18 protein-coding genes and 1 pseudogene are annotated in these 21,357 nt (G+C 65.5%); 7 read left to right on the plus strand and 12 right to left on the minus strand.

The features are described from left to right. Nucleotides 1-295 precede the first annotated feature (295 nt). Together EKK97_RS06580 and cobA are read left to right on the plus strand one after the other, a co-directional pair. The gene (locus EKK97_RS06580; RefSeq protein ID WP_159550489.1) at nt 296-3,064 is read left to right on the plus strand and encodes a nitrate reductase; all 2,769 of its coding nucleotides are present in this window, start codon (nt 296-298) and stop codon (nt 3,062-3,064) included. Next, nucleotides 3,024-3,983 carry a uroporphyrinogen-III C-methyltransferase gene (gene cobA / locus EKK97_RS06585; RefSeq protein ID WP_159550492.1) on the plus strand — a complete coding sequence of 320 codons (960 nt, stop codon included), beginning with the start codon at nt 3,024-3,026 and terminating at the stop codon, nt 3,981-3,983. Before EKK97_RS06580 ends, cobA begins: the two co-directional genes overlap by 41 nt. A gap of 9 nt (nt 3,984-3,992) precedes the next feature. Here cobA and EKK97_RS06590 read toward each other — a convergent pair whose 3' ends face one another. Continuing rightward, the gene (locus EKK97_RS06590; protein WP_159550495.1) at nt 3,993-4,823 is read right to left on the minus strand and encodes a Rho termination factor N-terminal domain-containing protein; all 831 of its coding nucleotides are present in this window, start codon (nt 4,821-4,823) and stop codon (nt 3,993-3,995) included. 177 nt (nt 4,824-5,000) lie between these two features. Here EKK97_RS06590 and EKK97_RS06595 point away from each other — a divergent pair, with 177 nt between their 5' ends. Next, entirely contained in the window at nt 5,001-6,074 is a 1,074-nt protein-coding gene (locus tag EKK97_RS06595) for an AI-2E family transporter (RefSeq protein ID WP_159550498.1), read from the plus strand. Nucleotides 6,075-6,077: 3 nt separating this feature from the next. Here EKK97_RS06595 and EKK97_RS24375 read toward each other — a convergent pair whose 3' ends face one another. From EKK97_RS24375 to EKK97_RS06625, 7 genes and pseudogenes are all read right to left on the minus strand, one after another. Then, a complete protein-coding gene (locus EKK97_RS24375) occupies nt 6,078-6,623 on the minus strand; it encodes a response regulator (RefSeq protein WP_422673560.1) in 546 nt (181 codons plus the stop codon). A 21-nt stretch (nt 6,624-6,644) separates the two neighbouring features. After that, nucleotides 6,645-8,593, minus strand: a pseudogene (locus EKK97_RS06600) (putative bifunctional diguanylate cyclase/phosphodiesterase); the annotation flags it as partial. Continuing rightward, on the minus strand, nt 8,586-9,920 hold the full coding sequence (gene nosR / locus EKK97_RS06605; RefSeq protein WP_159550501.1) for a response regulator c-di-GMP phosphodiesterase, NosR family: 1,335 nt from the start codon (nt 9,918-9,920) through the stop codon (nt 8,586-8,588). The pseudogene EKK97_RS06600 and the gene nosR, both read right to left, overlap by 8 nt. A 101-nt stretch (nt 9,921-10,021) precedes the next feature. After that, on the minus strand, nt 10,022-10,507 hold the full coding sequence (locus tag EKK97_RS06610; RefSeq protein WP_159550504.1) for a peroxiredoxin: 486 nt from the start codon (nt 10,505-10,507) through the stop codon (nt 10,022-10,024). Between the two features lie 80 nt (nt 10,508-10,587). Then, nucleotides 10,588-11,010 carry a GFA family protein gene (locus EKK97_RS06615; protein WP_159550507.1) on the minus strand — a complete coding sequence of 141 codons (423 nt, stop codon included), beginning with the start codon at nt 11,008-11,010 and terminating at the stop codon, nt 10,588-10,590. A gap of 110 nt (nt 11,011-11,120) precedes the next feature. After that, nucleotides 11,121-12,236 carry a histone deacetylase family protein gene (locus EKK97_RS06620; RefSeq protein ID WP_234286489.1) on the minus strand — a complete coding sequence of 372 codons (1,116 nt, stop codon included), beginning with the start codon at nt 12,234-12,236 and terminating at the stop codon, nt 11,121-11,123. Between the two features lie 56 nt (nt 12,237-12,292). Continuing rightward, entirely contained in the window at nt 12,293-13,192 is a 900-nt protein-coding gene (locus EKK97_RS06625; protein WP_159550510.1) for a LysR family transcriptional regulator, read from the minus strand. Nucleotides 13,193-13,326: 134 nt separating this feature from the next. Here EKK97_RS06625 and EKK97_RS06630 point away from each other — a divergent pair, with 134 nt between their 5' ends. The 4 genes from EKK97_RS06630 (at nt 13,327) to EKK97_RS06645 (ending at nt 18,020) form a co-directional block, all read left to right on the plus strand. Next, entirely contained in the window at nt 13,327-14,214 is an 888-nt protein-coding gene (locus EKK97_RS06630) for a TAXI family TRAP transporter solute-binding subunit (RefSeq protein ID WP_236551387.1), read from the plus strand. 119 nt (nt 14,215-14,333) lie between these two features. After that, nucleotides 14,334-16,247, plus strand: coding sequence for a TRAP transporter permease (locus tag EKK97_RS06635; RefSeq protein WP_159550513.1), 1,914 nt, complete (start codon nt 14,334-14,336; stop codon nt 16,245-16,247). Then, nucleotides 16,244-17,662 carry an acyclic terpene utilization AtuA family protein gene (locus EKK97_RS06640; RefSeq protein ID WP_159550516.1) on the plus strand — a complete coding sequence of 473 codons (1,419 nt, stop codon included), beginning with the start codon at nt 16,244-16,246 and terminating at the stop codon, nt 17,660-17,662. The genes EKK97_RS06635 and EKK97_RS06640 overlap by 4 nt, the downstream gene beginning before the upstream one ends. Beyond that, nucleotides 17,649-18,020 (plus strand): AtuA-related protein, encoded by a 372-nt coding sequence (locus EKK97_RS06645; protein ID WP_159550518.1) that lies wholly within the window; start codon nt 17,649-17,651, stop codon nt 18,018-18,020. Before EKK97_RS06640 ends, EKK97_RS06645 begins: the two co-directional genes overlap by 14 nt. A 66-nt stretch (nt 18,021-18,086) precedes the next feature. Here EKK97_RS06645 and EKK97_RS06650 read toward each other — a convergent pair whose 3' ends face one another. The 4 genes from EKK97_RS06650 to EKK97_RS06660 are packed head-to-tail and all read right to left on the minus strand — an operon-like array spanning nt 18,087 to nt 21,130. Continuing rightward, nucleotides 18,087-18,947, minus strand: coding sequence for an ABC transporter ATP-binding protein (locus EKK97_RS06650; protein ID WP_159550520.1), 861 nt, complete (start codon nt 18,945-18,947; stop codon nt 18,087-18,089). 11 nt (nt 18,948-18,958) lie between these two features. Beyond that, complete coding sequence (locus EKK97_RS24380; protein ID WP_236551388.1) at nt 18,959-19,129, minus strand: ABC transporter permease; 171 nt, start codon at nt 19,127-19,129, stop codon at nt 18,959-18,961. After that, complete coding sequence (gene ntrB / locus EKK97_RS06655) at nt 19,123-19,812, minus strand: nitrate ABC transporter permease (protein WP_236551389.1); 690 nt, start codon at nt 19,810-19,812, stop codon at nt 19,123-19,125. The genes EKK97_RS24380 and ntrB overlap by 7 nt, the downstream gene beginning before the upstream one ends. A gap of 16 nt (nt 19,813-19,828) precedes the next feature. Beyond that, nucleotides 19,829-21,130, minus strand: a complete 1,302-nt coding sequence (locus EKK97_RS06660; RefSeq protein ID WP_159550522.1) for a CmpA/NrtA family ABC transporter substrate-binding protein — start codon at nt 21,128-21,130, stop codon at nt 19,829-19,831. Between the last annotated feature and the right edge of the window lie 227 nt (nt 21,131-21,357).

Genomic DNA, 21,357 nt, shown 5'->3' on the forward strand with positions numbered 1-21,357 from the left:
CTGGCTGGTGGCGAGCGAGCCTGATTCGCTCACTGGCACCAGTCTGGTGCAAGGGCGGAACCGGCCGTGGGGAAATGGTGCAAAGCAGCATGGAGGGGCGTCAGGAACGAAGGAGCATCTGCCTGATACCCGCTCGTTCTTCGGTGGATGGCACGCTTCCTGCTTGCTACGGGTCAATACTCTCTAGAGGGCGCCATGCGGTGCCCCAAGCGGCAACGACGCCCGCCAACGCCACCCTTCGGGGGCGGCCGTTGGCGGGCGTCGTCGTTTCGCCAAGACCAGACAGGAGATCGACATGCGCGAGGCCCGAACCACCTGCCCCTACTGCGGCGTCGGCTGTGGCGTGCTGGCCAGCGTCGAGAACGAGCGGATCGTCGAGGTGCAGGGCGACCCGGAGCATCCGGCCAACTTCGGCCGGTTATGCGTGAAGGGTTCGGCGCTGCACGAGACGTTGGGCCATCATGGCCGCCTGACCCGGCCGCGGGTTGACGGCGTCGAGACCGATTGGAATACGGCGCTGGAGGCCGTCGCCGAGCGGCTGGCGGCGGTACGGGCGGCCCACGGGCCGCAGGCGCTGGCCGCCTACCTCTCCGGGCAGCTGCTCACCGAGGACTATTACGTCGCCAATAAGCTATTCAAGGGCTTTCTCGGTACGCCGCACCTGGATACCAACTCGCGGCTGTGCATGGCCTCGGCGGTGGCGGCCCACAAGCGTGCCTTCGGCGCCGACGCTGTGCCATGCAGCTATGAGGATCTCGAAGAGGCCGAGCTGGTGGTGCTGGTGGGCTCCAACCTGGCCTGGAACCATCCGGTGCTCTATCAGCGGCTGAAGGTGGCCAAGCAGCGCAACCCGCTGCTGCGGGTGGTGGTGATCGACCCACGGGTCACCGATACCTGCGAGATCGCCGACCTTTACCTGGGGCTCAAGCCGGGCAGCGATGCGCGCCTGTTCACCGGGCTGCTGGCGTGGATGGCGAAGCGCAACAAGCTCGACCGGGTCTACCTGGAGGCGCATACCCAGGGCTTCGAAGAGGCGCTTGCCGCGGCGCGGGAGCAGGATGCCGCTGTGGAGGCCATCGCCGCCGACTGCGATGTCGATGCCGAGCGCCTGGAGACCTTCTTCTACTGGTTCGCCAGCCACCTGCATGTGGTCACGCTGTTCTCCCAGGGGGTGAACCAGTCGAGCAGCGGCACCGACAAGGGCAACGCCATCATCAACTGCCACCTGGCCGGCGGCAAGATCGGCCTGCCGGGGGCGGGACCTTTCTCGATCACCGGCCAGCCCAACGCCATGGGCGGGCGCGAGGTGGGCGGGCTGGCCAACCAGTTGGCCGCTCATATGGACTACGACACACCCGGCGCGCGAGACCGGGTCACGCGCTTCTGGGCCACTGAGCGGCTGGTGCCGTGCCTGCCCGAGGCGCCCGGCCATAAGGCGGTGGCACTGTTCGAGGCGATCGAGCGCGGCGAGGTGCAGGCGCTGTGGATCATGGCCACCAACCCGGCGGTGAGCCTGCCGCGGGCCGACCGGGTGCGTGCGGCGCTGGAGAAATGCCCGCTGGTGATCGTCTCCGAGTGCATGGCCAACGCCGACCTGCTGCCCTATGCCGATATCGTGCTGCCGGCCTCGAGCTGGTCGGAGAAGAACGGCACCGTGACCAATTCCGAGCGGCGCATCTCGCGCCAGCGCGGCATCCTGCCTCCGCCTGGGGAGGCCCGGCACGACTGGTGGATCGTCTGCGAGGTGGCCAAGCGGCTGGGCTTCGGCGAGGCGTTCGCCTATACCCATCCGTGCGAGATCTTCGACGAGCACGCCCGGCTCTCGGGCTTCGAGAACGGTGAGGGCCCGGGTGAGAGCCGCCGGCTGTTCGATATCTCTGGCCTGGCCGGGCTCGACCGCGACGCCTACGATGCCCTGGCGCCGATCCAGTGGCCGGTCAACGCCGGGGCCCCCCACGGCACCGCGCGGCTGTTTACCGATGGCCGCTTCGCCACGCCGGGCGGCCGCGCGCGGCTGCTGCCGGTACGTCCGCGCCCGCCGGCCCAGGCATTGGACGCGGCCCGTCCGCTGCGGCTCAATACCGGGCGCGTGCGCGATCAGTGGCACACCATGACACGCACCGGCCGTGCGCCGCGGCTGATGAATCACCGCGCCGAGCCGTTCATCGAACTCACCCCGGAAGATGCCGCCGAATGGGGCGTGGCGGAGCATGGCCTGGCGCGCCTGGAGGGAGCGGGTGGCGACTATGTCGGCCGGGTGCGGCTGTCGCGCGGACAACGTCGCGGCGAGGTGTTCGTACCGATGCACTGGAGCGGCTATTTCAGCGGCACGGCGCGCATGGGGACGCTGCTCGAAGCGCATCTCGATCCGGTCTCCGGCCAGCCGGAATCGAAGCACGGCGCGGTGGCGCTGGCCCCGCTGGCGGTGGAGTGGGAGGCCACCCTGCTGGTGGCCGACGACCTGGGCGTGGCGGAATCGAGCTGGTGCGACGAGAGCCGCTACTGGGCGCGCATTCCGCTGCACGGCTGCCAGCGCTGGCAGTTGGCCGGTGGCGAGAGCGCCTGCGGCGGGGTTGCGAAAAAAGCGGCGCAGCGCGACTGGCTGACCTGGCTCGAGGCGACGCTGCCGGTGGCGCCGACGCTGTGGTGCACCGATCCGGCTACCGGAAGGCTACGTGCCGCCGGAGTGGATGCCGCGGGACGCCTGCGCTGGTGGCTGATGGCGGGACCGCCGGTAGAGCTGCCCAACCTGGCCTGGCTCGACGCTCGCTTCGAGGAGGCCAGAGCCGGTGTGGGGCTCTCGGCGCAGCATCGCCGTCGGCTGCTGGCTGGCTGCGACGACGGCGCCGCCAATCAGGGGCCGGTGGTGTGCAGCTGCCATCAGGTGGGCCAACGCGCTATCCTAGAGGCTATCCGTGAAGGCGATGACAGCGTCGAGGCGTTGGGCGCCAGGCTGGCCTGCGGCACCCAGTGCGGAAGTTGCGTTCCCGAGCTGAAATCGTTGATCGAAGAGGAGAAGGCCCATGCGAGCGCTGAGCCAATTGAAATCACTGCTGTCGCCTGAGCTGTGGCGTTGGGCGCAGCGGCCCCGGGCGTTGGGGCAGGCGGCGTTCTCGCGGCTGCACGGCCTGGGTCATATCGTGCGTTCGCCGTTCGGCCGTTCCACGCGCGTCGAGGCGCCCACCCTGACCCTGGACGGCGAGTGTCGCGCCGGCCGGGTCTATCTGGTGGGGGCGGGCAGCGGCGATGTCGAGCTGCTCACGCTCAAGGCCGCGCGCCTGCTGCAGCAGGCCGAGGCGGTGGTCTATGACCGCCTGGTGGGCGACGATGTGCTGGCGCTGATTCCCGCCGGCCACGAGCGCTACTACGTGGGCAAGGAGCGTGGCCACCACAGCGTGCCCCAGGCCGAGATCGGCGCTTTGCTGGTGAAGCTGGCGCGGGAGGGCAAGTCGGTGGTGCGGCTCAAGGGCGGCGACCCCGGCGTGTTCGGGCGCATGGGCGAGGAACTCGCCGCGTTGGCCGAAGCCGGGATAGAGGCCGAGATCGTGCCCGGTATCACCGCCGCTTCGGCCGCCGCCGCCGGCATGGGTATCCCGCTGACCGACCGCGCCCATTCCCAGCAGTTGCGTTTCATTACCGCCCAACTGTGCCGCAAGGACGGCGAGCCCGACTGGGCCACCTTGGCGCGCCAGGACGAGACGCTGATCTTCTACATGGGCCTGACCAAGGTCGAGGCCATCTGTGCCGGGCTGCGCCGCAATGGGCTGCCCGACGACTGGCCGATCATGCTGGTGGCCAACGCCAGCCTGCCCGAGCAGGCCTCGCTGGTGGGCACCCTGGCCGACATGCCGGAGAAGCTGGCCGCCTCGCCACTGCCTTCGCCCTGCCTGATCGTGGTGGGCAGCGTGGTACGCATGGTGGCGACCAGCCCGGCGCGAACCGCGATCGCGCAAGGCAATACCACGGCTAATCCCACGAACTAGTCCTATGAACTAGGCCCGCGAGCCCGAGCCGGGGCGCTGGCGGCGAGCGGCGAGGGCATGCACGAGCTGTGTCTTGTTCATGCTCGAGCGGCCGCCGATACTACGCTCGCTGGCCAGCCGGTATAGCTCGTCCTTGCTTTTCGCTTCGAGCTCCGTTGCATCGCCGTCCGGCTGTCGCTTGTCGAACTCGGCGCTGTCGTTAGCGCTGTCTCTGTCTCTGCCGTTGTCGCTACGGCTATTTCCCTGCTGCGCGATCCGCTCCTTCACGGCTTCCAGCAACTCTTCCCGCTTCATCTTGGAAGTACCGGAGAGTCCGTACTCCTTCGCCATGTCGAGCAGCTCGGCCTTGGTGCGCAGGTTGAGCCCATACACGTGTTCGTGCTCGCCCACGCTGAAGGGGAGCGGCTCGGCGGCGTCGGCTGCCTTGAGTTCCTCGATCATCTGCTCGAGATACTCGATCACCTTCTTGCGCTGGGTTCGCTCACTGACGTTCCAGGCCGCGCTGCTGGCACGCTTGTGGGCCACCTTGAATTTCTTGCCCTCCATGCAGGTCGTGTAGCTGTTGGCGTCGAGCTTGTCGACGCGCTGGTGGGATACGATCAGCCAGTTGTACTCCGTACCGATGGGGGCGCCTGACTCCTCGGGAGCGCGAGCCGCCCGCCGCTTGGTGGTCTGGTAGGAGATTTCCCATTCGTCGGGGGTGATCTTGCGCTCGCGCCACTCGCCCTGGTCGTAATACCACTTGTGCGAGCGACCGACTTTCATTCCCGAATAGCCTTTGCCCTGGTGCTGCTTGAGGCGATCGTAGCCCTGTGGCTTGCGCTTGCTGTCGGCAGTCATCGCTGAACCTCCCTGGTTGCGTTCGATGTGCGCGTCTGGTCCTGGGGTTGCTCCATAGAGGCAGCATAGCTGACGAAGTTCCTGGCAACCGGGCCATGCCTGAAGCATCTGCTAGGCTAGGCCACAGGCGCCCGGAATGGCGCGGGCGGATCCCGCCGCAAGCGACAAGGAGCAGACATGGCCAACAAGGAGAGTGGCGTCGAAACGGTTTCCCGGTTCTCCCGGCGCGTTCTGATCGTGGTCGGAATCGCCAGCTTGGTGGCGATTCTGCTCTACTTCGCCGCTCAACTGCTCGACGTGCTGTTGCTGGTGTTCGCCGGTGTGCTCTTTGCCGTGGCGATCGATGGTGTGGTGCGTCTGTGCCAGCGTTACCTGCCGCTCACGCGACCGTGGGCCCTTGCGCTGGCGCTGCTGACGATCTGCCTGCTGCTGGTTGGGTTGGGGGCATTGATCGGCCCGCGCCTCGGGGAGCAGTTGCCGCAGTTGATCACGGAACTCCCCCAGGCCTTCCAGCAGCTAGTGACCAACCTGCGCGAGCTGCCCGGCATCGAGGCGGTAATGGCCGAGGTGGAGGAGCCGGCTCAGCTCCTCGGCCAGCCGGTCATCGATCACTTCACCGGTTTCTTCTCCACCACTTTCGGCGCCATTGCCAGTTTCTTCCTGATCCTTCTGATCGGCTTCTACCTGGTGCTCAGCCCCACCAAGTACGTCGGCAATGTGGTGGTACTTTGTCCTCCCGCTCATCGCGAGCGTCTGCAGCAGGTGTTGTGCATGCAGGGCCGGGCGTTGCGCCTATGGCTGCTGAGCCGGCTGGTATCGATGGTCTTCGTGGGAGTGTCGGTGGCGATAGGGCTGGCCTTCCTGGGGGTGCCGATGGCCGGTGCGCTGGGCCTGGTCGCCGGATTGTTCACCTTCATTCCCTACTTGGGTCCGATCATCGGTGCCATCCCCACCATACTGATTGCCCTGCTTGAGTCGCCGCAGCTGGCGCTGTATGCCGTGGTGCTCTATTTCGTGGTGGAGACGCTGGAGTCCAACCTGGTGATGCCTCTTGCCGCCAAGGGCATGGTGCGTCTGCCCCCCGCCTATACCGTCATCGTGCAGCTGGCCGGTGCCGCGGTAGCCGGAGTGGCGGGGGTGATTCTCTCCGCGCCGCTGGCGGTGGTGGCGGTGGTGGCCGTGCAGATGCTCTACGTGGAGGATGTGCTGGGCGATGAGGTAAAGGTGCTGGGACAAGGACAGGGCAAGTGACGGTCAGGCCTCGTCGTCGTCATCGTTGCGTGCCTGCCGTCGGCTCCTGGCGCCTTGAAGTGCGGCCTCACGGACGGCCTGCTGCACGATGAGCCGCAGCTCCTCGTCGTCCCAGGGCTTGGTGAGGAACTTGTAGATCCCGCCTTCGTTGACTGCCTCGGTAACGGTCTTGAGGTCGGTATAGCCCGACAGGATGATCTGAAGGGTTTGCGGATAGAGCACTTTCACGCGTTTGAGGAATTCCGTGCCATTCATCTCCGGCATGCGCTGGTCGCTGATGACCAGTGTGACCTCCTGGGTGGCCAGCAATTCGAACGCTTGGCTCGCACCATCGGCCGTCAGGATGCGATAGCCGTCGCGGCGCAGGGTCCGGGTCAGGGCGTGCAGGATATTGGCCTCGTCGTCGACCAGCAGGATCGCTGGCGAGGTGACGCCGTGTCCATCCGGGCGAAGATCGCGGGCTGCTTCATGGTGATCCTTGAGGAAGGGCAGCAGTTCCTCGAAAGGCATGGGGCGCGCGAAATAGAAGCCCTGGAACAGGTCGCACATGTGCTTGCTGAGATAGGCATAGTGCGCCTGGGTCTCGACGCCTTCGGCGATGACCTTGAGCTGCAGGTGGCTGGCCATGGTGATGATGCCCTGGACGATGGCAGCATCGCGATGATCGCTGATCACGTCGCTGATGAAGGAGCGGTCGATCTTGATCTTGTCGATGGGCAAGTGCTTCAGGTAGCTCAAGCTGGAGTAGCCGGTGCCGAAATCGTCGATCACCACGCCGATACCGTGGCGGCGCAGCGTATGCAGGGTCTCGATGGCCTTGTCGGTGCTCTCGAGCATGATGTTCTCGGTCAGTTCCAGTTCCAGCAGGGCTGGGGCAGCCCGGCATCTTCCAGCATTTCCAGGATGCCTTCGACGAATCCGCTGCGGTGGAACTGCATCGGCGAGATGTTGACCGCCATGGGATACTCGCCCAGCCCCAGGTCGTTGAGCCGGCGGTTGTCGCGACAGGCGGTGCGTACTACCCAGTCGTTGATGGCGACGATCTGTCCGGTGTCCTCGGCGAGACCGATGAACTCGGAGGGGGGAATGAAGCCGCGCTCTGGATGGTGCCAGCGCAGCAGCGCCTCGCACCCGACGATGCGGCCACTGGTACCGTGGACCTGGGGCTGGTAGTGCAATTCGAACTGCTGCTCGTCGATAGCGCGTTGTAGTGCGTTGCGCAGCGCCACACGCTGACTGACCCGGGTGTTGAGATCACGCGAGAACCAGTGATAGGTATTGTGTCCCCGGCGCTTTGCCTGGTACATGGCGAGGTCGGCCTGCTGGATCAGCTGAGCAGGCGGGCCGTTGCCGTCGTAGGTGGCGATGCCGATGCTGGCGGTGAGGTGCAGTTCCCGGCCCTCGAAGCAGTAGGGGCTGGCGATGACCGCCAGCAGGCGTTCGACGATGCTCGTCACGTCGTCCGGTTCGGGCAGCAGCACGACGAAGGCATCGCCGCCGAAGCGGGCCACGGTATCGCTGCGGCGCACCTGCTGAACCAGCCTGGCGGCCACTTCGACGAGAACATGGTCGCCCAGGTCGTGGCCGAGACTGTCGTTGATCGATTGGAAATCGTCCAGGTCGATGTAAAGCAGGGCGGTACGCCGGGGAGGACCCTGCGGTGGGATGCAGCTCTGGTGCAGCCGTCGCTCCAGCATCGAGCGGTTGACCAGGCCGGTCAGGGCATCGTGATCGGCATGGTAGGCCAGCCGCGATTCGTATTCACGCTGGGCCGAGATGTCGTTGAGAATGCCGATGAAATGGCTGATTTCCTGCTGCTCGTCGAATACCGGCGAGATATGCAGGTCGTTCCAGAATGGCGTGCCGTTCCTGCGGTAATTGCATAGGGTGACATGGATGTCCCGTTGAGCTTCCAGCTCGCTGCGAATGCGTTGCCGTATGGCCGGCTCGGGGTGCTCCCCCTGCAGGAAGCGGCAGTTGCGCCCCATCACCTCGTCACGGGAATACCCGGTAATACGCTCGAAGGCAGCGTTGACATAGACGATGGGGCAGTCCTGCGCGCGAGCGTCGGTAATGACGACCCCATTGACGCTGGACTCGATGCTGCGCTCGAGGATGCGCAGCCGCTCCTCGGTTCGCTTGCGCCGGCCGATGTCCTGGAAATAGATCGCCAGCCCCTCCTCGGAGGGGTAGGCGTGCACCTCCAGCCACAGGTCGAGGGCGACGTAATGCGCCTCGAAGGCCACCGACACCATGTCGTCGATGGCGCGGCGAAACTCGGTTTCGAAGAGTGAGCCCTTGGAGTGGGGGAAGATCTTCCACAGTGCTTGGTCGAGCAGCTCCTCGCAGGGTCGCCCGATGATCCGCTGGGCCGCCTGGTTGATGTAGTTGCAGTGCCAATGGCGGTCTACCGTGATGAAGCCGTCGGTAATACTGTCGAGCAATCCGGTCAGGCGGGCTTCGAGATGTGCCACTCTGCGCCGATACTGATCCAACTGCTCCTGCAGGGAGTCATTCATCGGCCTCCTCCTCGCGATAGACCAGCAGCGTATAGCGCCTGTCCTCCACCTCCTCGAGTCGCATCAGCTTGTCGATCAGGTGCGCGTCGAACTGCTTGCCCTCGTGGAGCAGCAGTATGCCGCTGATGGAGTGAATGTCCTGGGCCAGGATCATGCCGGGCTTGAGCTGGCTTGTCTCCAATGCCAGCACCGGCCGGCCATGGTTCTCGAGATCTGGTGCCTTGTCGAGACATAGCGTAATGAAGGCGCGGCACAGGACCGGGTCGTAGATACGGCCGGAGAACTTGCGTAGCAGCTCCAGCGCCTGGGGGCGAGGCACCTGGCGTGGCAGGATCATGCCGCGCTGCAGCTCGATGAAATCGACGGCGAGTCCCAGCAGGCGGGCACCGTAGGGAATGGCCTCGCCTTGCAGGTGGTCGGGGAAGCCGCTGCCGTTCCAGTGCTCGCGGTGGTGGCGAATCAGCTTGGCCGCTCCCTCCATATGCTCCAGAGCCATCAGCAGGCTTTCGCCGGTGGCCGGGTAGCGGCGGTAACTCTCTCGCTGCTGGACCGATAGCTGCTCGGCCGGCGTGACGATCAGGCGGTCATTCCATGCAAGCTTGCCCAGGTTATAGAGAGCGGCGGCCAGCTGCAGGTCGTGCTGTTGCGCTTCGTCGAGACCGAGTTCCTCGGCGAAGGCCTGCACCAGAATACCGACCTTGGCGTTGGTCTGGAAACGTGTCGGCAGGCGTTGGCTAATCAGTGACGAGAAGACCCGTGTCGCTGTCACGTAGCTCTCGCGCAGTTCGCGGTAGGCGACCTCCAGCATGTCGGCGGTCTGCTGGAGCTCCTGGGTGCGCGCCTCGACGCGTTGTTCCAGTGTGGCGTTGAGTTCGGCGAGTTCCCGGTTCTGGTCCTGCGTCAGGGCTTCGAGACGTTTCTGCTCACGTTCGGCCTGCTGATGCTGGAGCGCCTGGCGCAGGGTAAGACACAACCTTTCGTCGTCCCAGGGCTTGGCCAGGTAGCCGTAGATACGGCCTTCGTTGATGGCGCGTATGGTGGCGGACAGGTCGCACTGACCTGTCAGCAGCAGGCGCAGGCACTCTGGCCACTGCTGCTGCACGCGGGAAAGCAGTTCGACCCCGTCCATGCCCGGCATCAAGGCGTCGCTAAGGACCAGGTCGATGGGCTCGCGTTCGAGAATCGCCAGGGCTGCCTGGCCATCCCCGGCAGTGTGGAGTTCGTACCCTTCGTGACGAAGCATCCGTGACAAGGCGGAGAGCACGTTAGGCTCGTCGTCGACCAGCAGCAACCTGGCGGGTACGACTTTCTGCGAGACGTCTTCCATGCAGCTCCCTCCCTTCCCGGTGAAGCACTGTGCCGAAAGCGGCCTCAATTATGGTATCGGCGGGAAGGAAGGAAGCTTGAGAGAAAGTCTCTGGGAAAGTTTCAGCCCTGTAGATGAGCCAGTATGGTATCCACGCTGCTCTTATCGACCACGCCTCGCTCGGTGTCGATGCCCACGTAGGTCACCACGCCATCCTCGGCGATCAGCGCGAAGCGCAGGCTGCGCACGCCCATGCAGGCGCCACTGGCGTCCTTTTCCATGCCCAGGGCATGGGTGAATTCGGCGTTGCCGTCGGCCAGCATCAGGATCGCCTCGGCGTTCTGGTCCTTCTGCCAGGCGCGCATCACGAAGGCGTCATTGACCGCCATGCAGGCCAGGGTGTCGACCTTTTCCAGCACCTTGTCGGCCTTGATGACGAAGCCGGGCATATGGGTGTTGGAACAGCCTGGAGTGAAGGCGCCGGGTACGCCGAACAGCACGACGCGCTTGCCAGCGAAGAGTTCGCCGGTGGAAATGTTCTCGGGCCCGTCGGGGCCGTTGGTCTTGATGGTGACGTTGGGGATCTTGTCGCCTACGGAAATGGGCATGGGCAGCTCCTGTTCATCTCTTCGGTGGGAACACTGTAGTGCAATTCGGCAGCCGGGTGCGTTGCCGAGTGTAGCGACGATCAACTGCCCTGGTAGGCATCGAAGACTTCCTGGCCGGTCATGTTGTGGGTCTCGTTGGCAAAGCGGTAGTACTCGGGTTTCTGATCGATGAAGATCTGGCTGTCGAAGTTCCATGCTTCGCCGCCATCGACCAGGCCCACGGGAATGGCGTAATGGTCGCCGGCCTTGAGGCGGTAGAAGAGATGGGTGCCGCAACGCCGGCAGAAGCCGCGCTCGGCCCAATCCGATGAAGCATAGACCGTGACGTTCTCCTCGCCTTCGATCTCGACATCGCTGACCGACTCCAGCGCCAGCAGCGGTCCGCCGCCCCAGGTGCGGCACATGTCGCAATGGCAGGCGCCGACGTTCTGCTTGTTCACTGCCACGGCGACTTTTACCGCACCGCAAAGGCAGCTGCCGCGTGCACTCATCCCGTCTTTCATGAATTCCCCTCCGTCGCGCATTGAAATGGTCTTCATGGCGAAGGATAGCCTTCGCAGGGAAGGTTCGCAGCCGCATGGTGCCCGAATACGAACGTCGCCGTGTGCGCCCATCAAGTTGGCGAGTCGGGATCCTCCGAGATGAAGGCCTGGCGGTGGAAGGCGGCCGCTGCCTTGGCTTCGGCAACGCCGATGAGCCCAGGCGAGGGGGCTGCTTCGCCAGCCAATACGGCCAGTACCGTTCTCACGCCGCGAGACAGTGAGAGCAAGTGATATCCGCCTTCCAGTACGAAGACCAGCCGTCCACCGCAATGCTGGTGGGCCAGCGTCTGTAGCATGCTAGTCATGACGGCAAAGCCCTCATAGGAAACGTTGAGCGCAAGGTCGAACGGATGGGGGTCGAAGCCGGCTGAGACCAGAATCAGGTCCGGCTGGAACCAGTTCGCCGCGGGAACCAGGATATCCTCGAAGGCCTTGAGGTAGGCCTGGTCGCCGGCGCCTGCCGGCATGGGCACATTGACAGTGGTGCCTTCACCGAGGCCCACGCCGACATCCTCGAGGTTACCGGTGCCAGGATAGAAGGGCGAGGCACGGTGGATATCGAAGAGCATCACGTTGGGGTCGGCCCAGAAGATATCCTGGGTGCCGTTGGCGTGATGGGCGTCCCAGTCGACGATCAGTACGCGTTCGCAGCCCAGCTCGGCCCTGGCATGGGCCGCGGCCACCGCCACGTTGTTGAACAGGCAGAAGCCACGGGCACGGACGGGCTCGGCGTGATGGCCGGGTGGTCGCACCAGGGCGAAGGCACTTTTGCTTCGCCCCTGCATGACGGCTTCTACCGCTGCGATGGTCGTGCCGGCGGCGACCTCCGCCGCGTCGACGCTGCCGGCGGATACCGCCGTCGTGTCCACGTCTAGCCAGGCGTTCTTGCCGCGTAGATCGAAGATATGGCTGAGATAGGAACTGGTGTGGACGCGTCCTAACTGCTCCCTGGTCGCCGGCTTGCCGCTCTCGAAGCATAGGCCGGGGACCGGTTCGAGTTCGAGGAGGTTGAGAATGGCACCCAGCCGTCCGGCGTGTTCCGGATATTTCCAGGGGACATTGAGCGACGCAAGGAGCTGGCGGATGCGCCGCTCCATGCGGTTGGGCAGGAAAGGTGCGTCGGTATCCGGCTGGTGGGACAGGACGCGCTCGTCATAAAAGGCGATGACGCTGTTGGGCTCGGCCACGTGCAGCTCCTGCGGGACAGGTGTCGTTTTCCCACAGGATAGCTGCTTGCAAAACGCTAGCCGCCTGGATCCAGGGTCGACTCCTGAATCATCGCGCGCAGCGCCGAGGCCGAGGCCGAGAGTGGGTGACGGTGGCGTATGACGATACCCAGCGGTCTTTCCACGTCGGGTGCCGTCAACGGCCGATATGCGATGCCGTCGGTGGCGATCTGGCGAAAGCTCAGCTGTGGCAGCACGCTGATGCCGAGCCCGGCGGCGACCATGCGGCCTACGGTGGCGATCTGGCTGGCATCGCACAGGATCGAAAGCGGTGCGCCCACCTCGGCCATGATGCGGTCGATATCCTGGCGCGAACTGGAGAGGCGGCTGATGCCGATGAAAGGGTGTCCGGCCAGCTGCTTCCAGGCCACGCTCTCTTGTTCGAGCAACGGGTGGCCGCTGGGGCAGACCGCCACGTAGCGGTCCACTAGCACCGGCTCGAAGGCCAGCTCCTCGGTGTCATGAGGGGCCACCGACAGGCCCAGGTCGGCGCGCCCCTCGCGCACCAGCTGGCTGACCTGCTCGGCCAGCACGTCGTGCAGGCTCAGGTTGATGCGTGGGTAACGGGCGTGAAAGGTGGCGATGATGCCCGGCAGCAGCCCCGCCGCCAGGGTGGGAAGGGCGGCCACGGTGACCTTGCCGCGCTGTTTGGAAAAGCGCTCGCCGAGATCCTCGAAGGCCTCGGACCAGTCATGGAGCAGGCGTACCGCCACCGGCAGGAAGGCCTCGCCCTCGGGGGTCAGGCTGAGCTGGCGCGTGGCGCGCGAGAACAGGGCGCCCCCCACCGTCTCCTCGAGCTTGCGCAGGGCGATGGAGATCGCCGGCTGGGAGAGATGGATCCGCTCGCTGGCTTCGGCGAGGCTGCTCGACTGGGCCACGGCGACGAAGGCACGCAGCTGCTTGATGCTTGGATTCATTTAGAAAGTAAAACACAAGTTAAAAACAATTCAATAGTCAAAACATAGTGCTCTCTTCATGCTGCTATTTGGGGCAACCCCATGCGCAGCACGACAACAACAAGCCCGCAAAGCCGGGCCCAAAGGAGCCACTCATGAAGCCAATGCTAAAGATGAAGACCCTGCTGACTGTCATGGCAGCCAGCGCCACGCTCGTTACCGCTGCCGCCACCGTTCAGGCTGATGAGCGCCTGCTGATCGGTTCGACTTCCAGTTCGTCGAGCCACTACGGTTACTTCGTCGCCGTCAACCAGATCATCAACAGCCAGGTCGAGGGTGTGAGCGCCTCGGTGGCGGAAACCGGCGCCACCGTCGACAACCTGCGCCGACTGAGCCGCAACCAGATCGACATGGGCCTGGTCACCACCAACACCGGCTATCACGCTTACGCCGGCCAGGAGGACTTCGATGGCCGCCCGGTCGACAGCCGCCTGCTGTGGGTCTATACCGTGGCGCCGCAGAACGTGGTGATGCGCCAGGATGCCGGTGTCTCGACCCTCGCGGATCTGGAGGGCGTGCGCTTCAACCCGGGCATCACCGGTTCGGCCACCGAGAGCACCACCGAGGCTGTGCTCGAGACGCTCGGCATTGCCCCGGACTATGTGCGCGGCTCGACTACCGATGTGGTCGATTCCATCAAGGATGGCCGCATCATGGGCTATGCCAAGTCGGGAGTGGGCAACAAGCTCGATGGTTCGACCATGGACATTGCCACCTTCACGCCGATCAACGTGCTGTCGCTCTCCGACGAGCAGGCCGACACCCTGCGCAGCGAGATGCCCGACCTGGCCGTGGTCGACATTCCCGAGGGCGCGGGGGAGGGCGTTCCGGCCTACACCACCTGGGCCTTCGGCGTGGCCGTGCACGCCCACCCGGACCTCGACGAGGAGACCGCCTACCGGATCGTCAAGGCGGTAATGGAGAACCCGAGCCACAGGCCAACGCCTTCTCCGCGGTACGCGACGCCGACCTGGCGCAGATGACCCTCGAGGTGGGCACCGTGCCGCTGCATGCCGGCGCGGCACGTTACTTTGAGGAGCAGGGCCTGGAGATCCCCGACGCCCTGCGGCCTGTCGAATAACGGCCCAGGGAGACGATTGCCATGCGTGAGAACCTAACCAAGCTGCTGGCCCTCATGCTGGGCGGGCTGATTCTTTACACCTCGGCGACCGGCCCCTTCGAGAGCCTGATCCAGCGAGGCATCTTTCTTGCGCTGGTGATCCTGCTGGGACTGACGCTCTACCCGTTGGGCGCGGGCAAGCGTTGGCGCCCCCTGGGGCTGGCCTGTGACCTTATACTGGCCACCGGCACGGTGTTGGCCTGCGGCTACGTGGTGATGAACTACGAGCGGATCCTCGTCGAGCTGCCCTGGGCCACGCCACGGGACATGCTGTTCACCGGCGTACTGCTGGTGGCGGTGCTGGAGCTGTCGCGGCGCGCCATCGGCGTGATCTTCCCGCTGCTGGTGCTGGCGGGGCTGGCCTATGCCTGGCTCGGGGCGGCGATACCCGGGCCGCTGGGGCATCGCGGCTTCGACCTCTACTACATCACCGAGACGCTCTATCTCGGCGATCTCGGCGTGTGGGGCATGCTGGTCGGCGTGGCCGCCACCACTATCGCCGCCTTCGTGCTGTTCGGCTGCCTGCTGCTGCACACCGGCGGCGGTCAGACCTTCATGGATCTGGCGCTGCGCATCAGCGGGCGTTCGCCGGGCGGCGCCGCCAAGGTGGCCACCGTGGCCTCGGGGCTGTTCGGCATGGTCAGCGGCAGCGCCGTGGCCAACGTGGCCACCACCGGTAACTTCACCATCCCCATGATGAAGCGGCTCAAGTACCCGGCGCCCTTCGCCTCGGGGGTAGAGGCGGTGGCTTCCACCGGCGGCCAGATCGCCCCGCCGATTCTGGGGGCGGCGGCCTTCATCATGGCCGAGATCCTCGGCGAGAGTTACCTGCGCATCGCGCTGGCCGCGCTGCTGCCCGCCATTCTGTTCTACCTCGGCGTATTCCTGACCATTCACCTGGTCGCGCGGCGGCGCAACCTGCAGGTGGTGCCCGACGAGGAGCTGCCGAGCTGGCCGGAGGTGCTGCGCCCGGAGCGGATCATTCCAATCCTGGCGGCGCTGGGCGGGCTTTTCTACGGCGTGCTGTCGGGGCGCTCGATTCAGATGGCGGCCTTCTACGGCATCCTGATGACGGTGCTGACCTTTGTGCCGTTCGCTTTGCTGGCGCGACGGCCGCTGCGCGAGATCGCCGGCAAGCTACTCTCGGGGCTGATCGATGCCGGCAAGGGCATGGTGATCATCGGCGTGCTGCTGGCTGGCGCGCAGATGCTGGTAGCCATGATCGGCATGACCGGCATTGGCGTGACCCTGGCCAGCCTGATCGTCAACGTCGGCGGCCAGTCGCTGTTCCTGGTGGCCTTCATCGTCGGCGGCGTGTGCCTGATCCTGGGCATGGGTATTCCCACCACGGCGGCCTACGTGTTGGTGGCCTCGGTGCTGGCACCGGCACTCACCACCATTGGTGTCGAGCCGCTGATCGCCCACCTGTTCGTGTTCTACTTCGCCACCCTCTCGGTGATCACGCCGCCGGTGTGCGTGGCGGTATTCGTCGCGGCGGGCATCGCCGGTACCAACTGGTTGCCGGCAGCGGGCGAGGCGGTGCGCCTGGCGGCGGCGATCTACGTGATTCCCTTCCTGCTGCTGATCTACCCGGCCCTGGCCGGCTTCGGCGGCGCTTTCGACATCCTGCTGGCCAGCTCCCAGGGCGTGGTGTTCGTGGTTGCCTTCGCTGCGCTGATGTCGCGGGTGGCGATGAGCGGCCACCGGCTGATGGACGTGGCCGGGCTCGCGCTGGTGGTGGGGCTGGCGCTGATACCCGGCTGGCTGACCACGGCCGGTGCGCTGCTGCTGCTGGTAGTGCTTTTCGCTCGTCGTCGCCAGCGCCTGGCAGTGGATGCCACTCACGAGCAGACACTGGATAGCCACGGCATTCCGGCCAAGGAGACCCATTCATGACCTTCCTGCTGGGCAGCGGAGCCGGTTTCTCCGGCGACCGCACCGATGCCGCCATTCCCGTGGTGAGAGAGCTGATTCGCCGTGGCCAGCCCGCCGCGCTGATTTTCGAGACCCTGGGCGAGCGCACCCTGGCGGCGGCCCACCGTGCCATGCGTGACGACCCGGCGGCGGGCTACGAGCCATTGTTGGAAGAGCTGCTCACACCTGTGCTGGATGACTGCCTGAGGCATGGCATTGCCATTCTCGGCAACTTCGGCGCGGCCAACCCGGACGGCGCCTGCCGCGTGGTGGCCGAGCTGGCCGCCCGCAGCGAGCGGGGCGAGGCGAGGATCGGGCGGGTGCATGGCGATGACATCCGCGCCCGCCTCGGCGAACTGGACCTGCAGCGCTGGGAGGCGGAGAGCCGTGAGCTGCCCGGTGAGGAGGCGCTGATCTCGGCCAACGTCTATCTCGGTGCTGGGCCCCTGGTCGAGGCACTGGAGTTCGGCGCCGAGGTAGTGGTCAGCGGCCGGGTGGCCGACCCGGCGCTGTTCCTGGCCCCGCTGGTGCATCACTTCGGCTGGGCCTGGAACGACTGGGACCGCCTGGCCGCCGGCATGATGGCCGGTCACCTGGGCGAGTGCGGTGCCCAGGTCACCGGTGGGTACTTCGCCGATCCAGGCGTCAAGGACGTTCCCGGTCTGGCCACGGTGGGCTATCCCATCATCGAGGTGGAAGAGGATGGCACCCTGGTGGTGACCAAGCCCGCCGGCACCGGCGGCATGGTCACTGCGCGCACGGTCAAGGAGCAGCTGCTCTACGAGGTGCACGATCCCGCCAACTACCTGACCCCTGATGTGGTGGTGGATCTTTCTGCCGTGCGGGTGGAGGAACTCGGTCCCGATCGGGTGGCGGTCACCGGCATTCGCGGCAAGCCGGCACCGCAGCGCCTCAAGACCACCGTCTGCTACGAGGGCGGCTGGCAGGGCGAGGCGGAGATCTCCTACGCCGGACCCAACGCCCTGGCCCGGGCGCAGCTTGCTGCCGAGGTGCTGCGCGAGCGGCTGACCTTTCGCGCGCCGCCGGAGCTGCGCTCGCGGCTGGACATCGTCGGCCATGCCAGCGTATTCGACAGCGATGCCGGCGACCTGCAACGCAGATTGCCGACCGCGGCCAGCGGCGACTACCGCCTGCGGCTGGCCGCCGAGCACGCCGAGCGGCGCTGGGTGGAGCGTGCCACCCAGGAGCTGCTGGCGCTCTACTGTGCCGGTCCGGCCGGCGGTGGCGGGGTACGCCGACAGTTCCAGCGGCGGGTATGCACGGCGTCCTACCTGGTCAAGCGCAGCGATGTGGAAGCCTTCGCCACCCTGTTCGATGCCACTCTTGTCGAGACGAAGATGGCCAGCGAGAGGAGAGTCGCCCATGCCGCACGCTGAAGTGAACGTGCCCGCAAGCCCAGCCAAGGGTCACAGCGTACCGCTGCATCGCCTGGCCCATGCCCGTGCCGGCGACAAGGGCGACCGGCTCAACCTGGCGCTGTTCGCCTTCGAGCCGCGCCACTATGAGACGCTGGTGGAGCAGGTCACCGAGGAGCGTGTGCTGGCGCTGTTCGCCCATCGCGGGGCGAGCCGGGTACGCCGCTACCTGATGCCGGGCCTTGCCGGCATGAACCTGGTGATCGATGACGTGCTGCAGGGCGGGGTCAACGGTGCCCTCAATCTGGACGGGCACGGCAAGACGCTCTCCTTCCTGCTGCTGGGCATGAGTGTGGTGGTCGAGAACGACAATGCGTAAGACACCCCCGGCACGCAAAACGGGCCACCCTTGGGTGGCCCGTTTTGCGCTAGGGGAGTGCGAGGCTCACGCCTTGGCCATGCGTTTCTCCTTGGCTTTCTCCTGCTCGCCGCCGGCGCCGCGCCGTTGGGCCAGGCTCTCCACCTTGCGTTGCTTCTCGTAGAGGAAGCGCAGTACCTCCTGGCGGTAGTGGTTGTAGCGCGGGTCATCGGCCAAGGCGATACGGTCGCGGGGGCGAGGCAGGTCGATGTCGAGTACCTCGCCGATGCGCGCCGAGGGGCCGTTGGTCATCATCACGATGCGATCCGAGAGCAGCACCGCCTCGTCGACGTCGTGGGTGATCATGATCATGGTGTTGCCCAGCTCGTCCTGGATGCGCATCACCTCCTCCTGCAGGTGGGCGCGGGTCAGGGCATCGAGCGCGCCGAAGGGTTCGTCGAGCAGCAGCACCTTGGGCTCCATGGCGAGTGCCCGGGCAATGCCCACGCGCTGCTTCATGCCGCCGGAGATCTCCGCCGGGCGCTTGTCCAGCGCATGCCCCATGCCGACCATCTCCAGGTTCTTGATGATCCACTCGTGACGCTCGGCCTTGCTCTTGGTGCGTGCGCAGGTCTTGTTCACCGCCAGCGCCACGTTCTCGTAGACGGTGAGCCAGGGCAGCAGTGAGTGGTTCTGGAATACCACGCTGCGTTCCGGCCCCGGTGAGTTGACCTCCTTGCCGTCGAGGATCACCGCGCCGGAAGTGGACTCGATGAGTCCGGCGACGATGTTGAGCAGGGTCGACTTGCCGCAGCCGGAGTGGCCGATGATGGAGATGTACTCGCCGCGTTCCACGGCGAGGTCGATGCCCTTGAGAACCTGACTCTCCACGCCCTTGGCGGTGAACGTCATGTCGACGTTCTCGATGCTTAGATAGTGGTTGCTCATGTTCCTGTTCCTCAGCCTTGGGCGGTGCCGCGGGTGACGCGGTTGCCGATGAAGGCGACCAGGCGGTCGAGGGCGAAGCCGACGATGCCGACGTAGATCAGCGCCAGCACGATGTCGCTGATCATCGAGGCGTTCCAGGCGTCCCAGATGAAGAAACCGATGCCCACGCCGCCGATCAGCATCTCGGCGGCGACGATGGCCAGCCAGGAGAGGCCGACACCGATGCGCAGCCCGAGAAGATGTAGGGAGCGGCGGCAGGCAGCATGATGCGGGTGAAATACTCCATGCCGTTGAGACGCAGCACCCGGGCCACGTTGCGGTAGTCCTCGGGAATGTTGCGGATGCCCACCGAGGTGTTGATGATGATTGGCCAGATCGCGGTGATGAAGATGACGAAGATCGCCGAGGGATTGCTGTCCTGGAAGCCGGCCAGCGAGATCGGCAACCAGGCCAGCGGCGGCACGGTGCGCAGCACCTGGAATACCGGATCGAGGCCGCGCATGGCCCAGGTAGACTGGCCCACCAGTACGCCGAGGCCAATGCCGGCCGCCACGGCCAGGGAGTAGCCGTAGGCCACCCGCTCGAGGCTGGCGAGTATCTGCCAGGCCATGCCTACGTCGTTGCCGCCGTAGTCGTAGAAGGGATTGGCGATCAAGTCCCAGGTGTCGCGCAGCATCTGCGATGGAGCCGGCAGGCTGGCTCCCGGGGTTGAGCAGAGGATCTCCCACAGGGCCAGCAGCAGGCCGATGATCACCACCGGCGGCAGGACTCGCTGGCTGAACAGCTGGCCCGCCCGCTGGACGTGGCCGGACCAGGCGGTACTCGCGACCCGTGGCTCGCGCTCGTGACTCTGCATGCTTTTCATGCTCGTTCTCCTTGCCTCAGGCGAGGCGCTTGATCGCCAGGCTGTCGAGATAGGCCTGGGGATTCTCGGGGTCGAAGGTCGTCCCGTCGAAGAAGGTCTCGATACCGCGTGAGGAGGCGTCGGGGATGTCGGCGCCGTCCACGCCGAGGGCCGCGGCGGCCTCGCGCCATAGCTCCTCGCGGTTGACCTGGCGGATCAGCGTCTGGCTGTCGAAGTCGGCCGGCAGGTAGCCCCAGCGCTGGTTCTCGGTCAGGAACCACAAATCGTGACTCTGGAAGGGATAGGAGGCGAAGTCGCTCCAGTAGCGCATCTGGTGCGGGCTGTCTTCGACGATGCGGCCGGTGCCGTAGTCGAAGTTGCCCTTCATGCGCTCGACGATGTCCTCGTAGGGGGCGTTGATCCAGCGCCGCCGAGAGCAAATACGCGCCACTTCCTCCTTGTTCTGCGGTTCCTCGCAGAACATCTGCGCCTCCATGATGGCCATCAGCAGCGCCCGGGTGGCGTTGGGATTGGCCTCGACGTAGTCGGCGCGCATTGCAAAGGCTTTCTCCGGATGGTTGTGCCACAGCTCGCTGGTGGTCAGGGCGGTATAGCCGATGCCCTGGTGGATGAGCTGCTCGTTCCAAGGCTCGCATACGCAGAAGGTGTCCATGCTGCCCACGCGCATGTTGGCCACCATCTGGGCAGGGGGCACCACGATGGTGGAGATGTCGCCGTTGGGATCGATGCCCGCCGCCGCCATCCAGTAGCGGATCCACAGGTCGTGGGTGCCGCCGGGGAAGGTCATGGCGGCGCGCACCTCGTTACCGGCAGCGCGCTTGTCGGCAAGCGCCTGACGGAACTCGCCGGCATCGACACCGACCTCGAGGTCGAGATACTCCTGGGCCACGGAGATGCACTGTCCTCCGAGATTGAGGCGCGCCAGGATATGCATCGGCACCGGCACGTTGTTGGGCGTCATGGCACCGCTGGCGATCAGGTAGGGCATGGGCGTGAGGATGTGGCCGCCGTCGATGCCGTTGCGCTGCGAACCCAGTACCAGGTTGTCGCGGGTGGTGCCCCAGGAGGATTGCTTGAGCACCTCCACGTCGGTCATGCCGTGAGCGGCGAAGAAGCCCTTCTCCAGTGCGACGAACAGCGGGGCGGCATCGGTCAGGGCGATGAAGCCTAGCTTGGCCGAGGTGGTTTCCGGCCGTCCGCTGGCCAGGGCCCAGCTGGCGGGCAGGCTGCCGAGCACGGCCGAGCCCCCGAGGACGGTTGCACTTTGCTTGAGAAAACGGCGCCGATCGAGCGAGTGTCCCTTGTTGGTCTTGTTCATTGTATGGCTCCCAGGAGGAAGGATCCGGCGACAAAAAACGGCGCCTGCCCCGATTCGCATGACATCGTCACGGGAACCTGGGCAGACGCCGTTGTCTGGTCCGAGGGCTGCTTGAAAGCGCTGAACCGTCATTGACTCAGCGGACGATCAGGCTTTGCAGCTTGGATGCCATGGCGTTAAATTCGTATTGTTATTTCAATTAAAACAAATAGTTACTGTATATTGAA

It is taken from the genome of Billgrantia tianxiuensis (genome assembly GCF_009834345.1).
Lineage (GTDB): Bacteria > Pseudomonadota > Gammaproteobacteria > Pseudomonadales > Halomonadaceae > Halomonas > Halomonas tianxiuensis.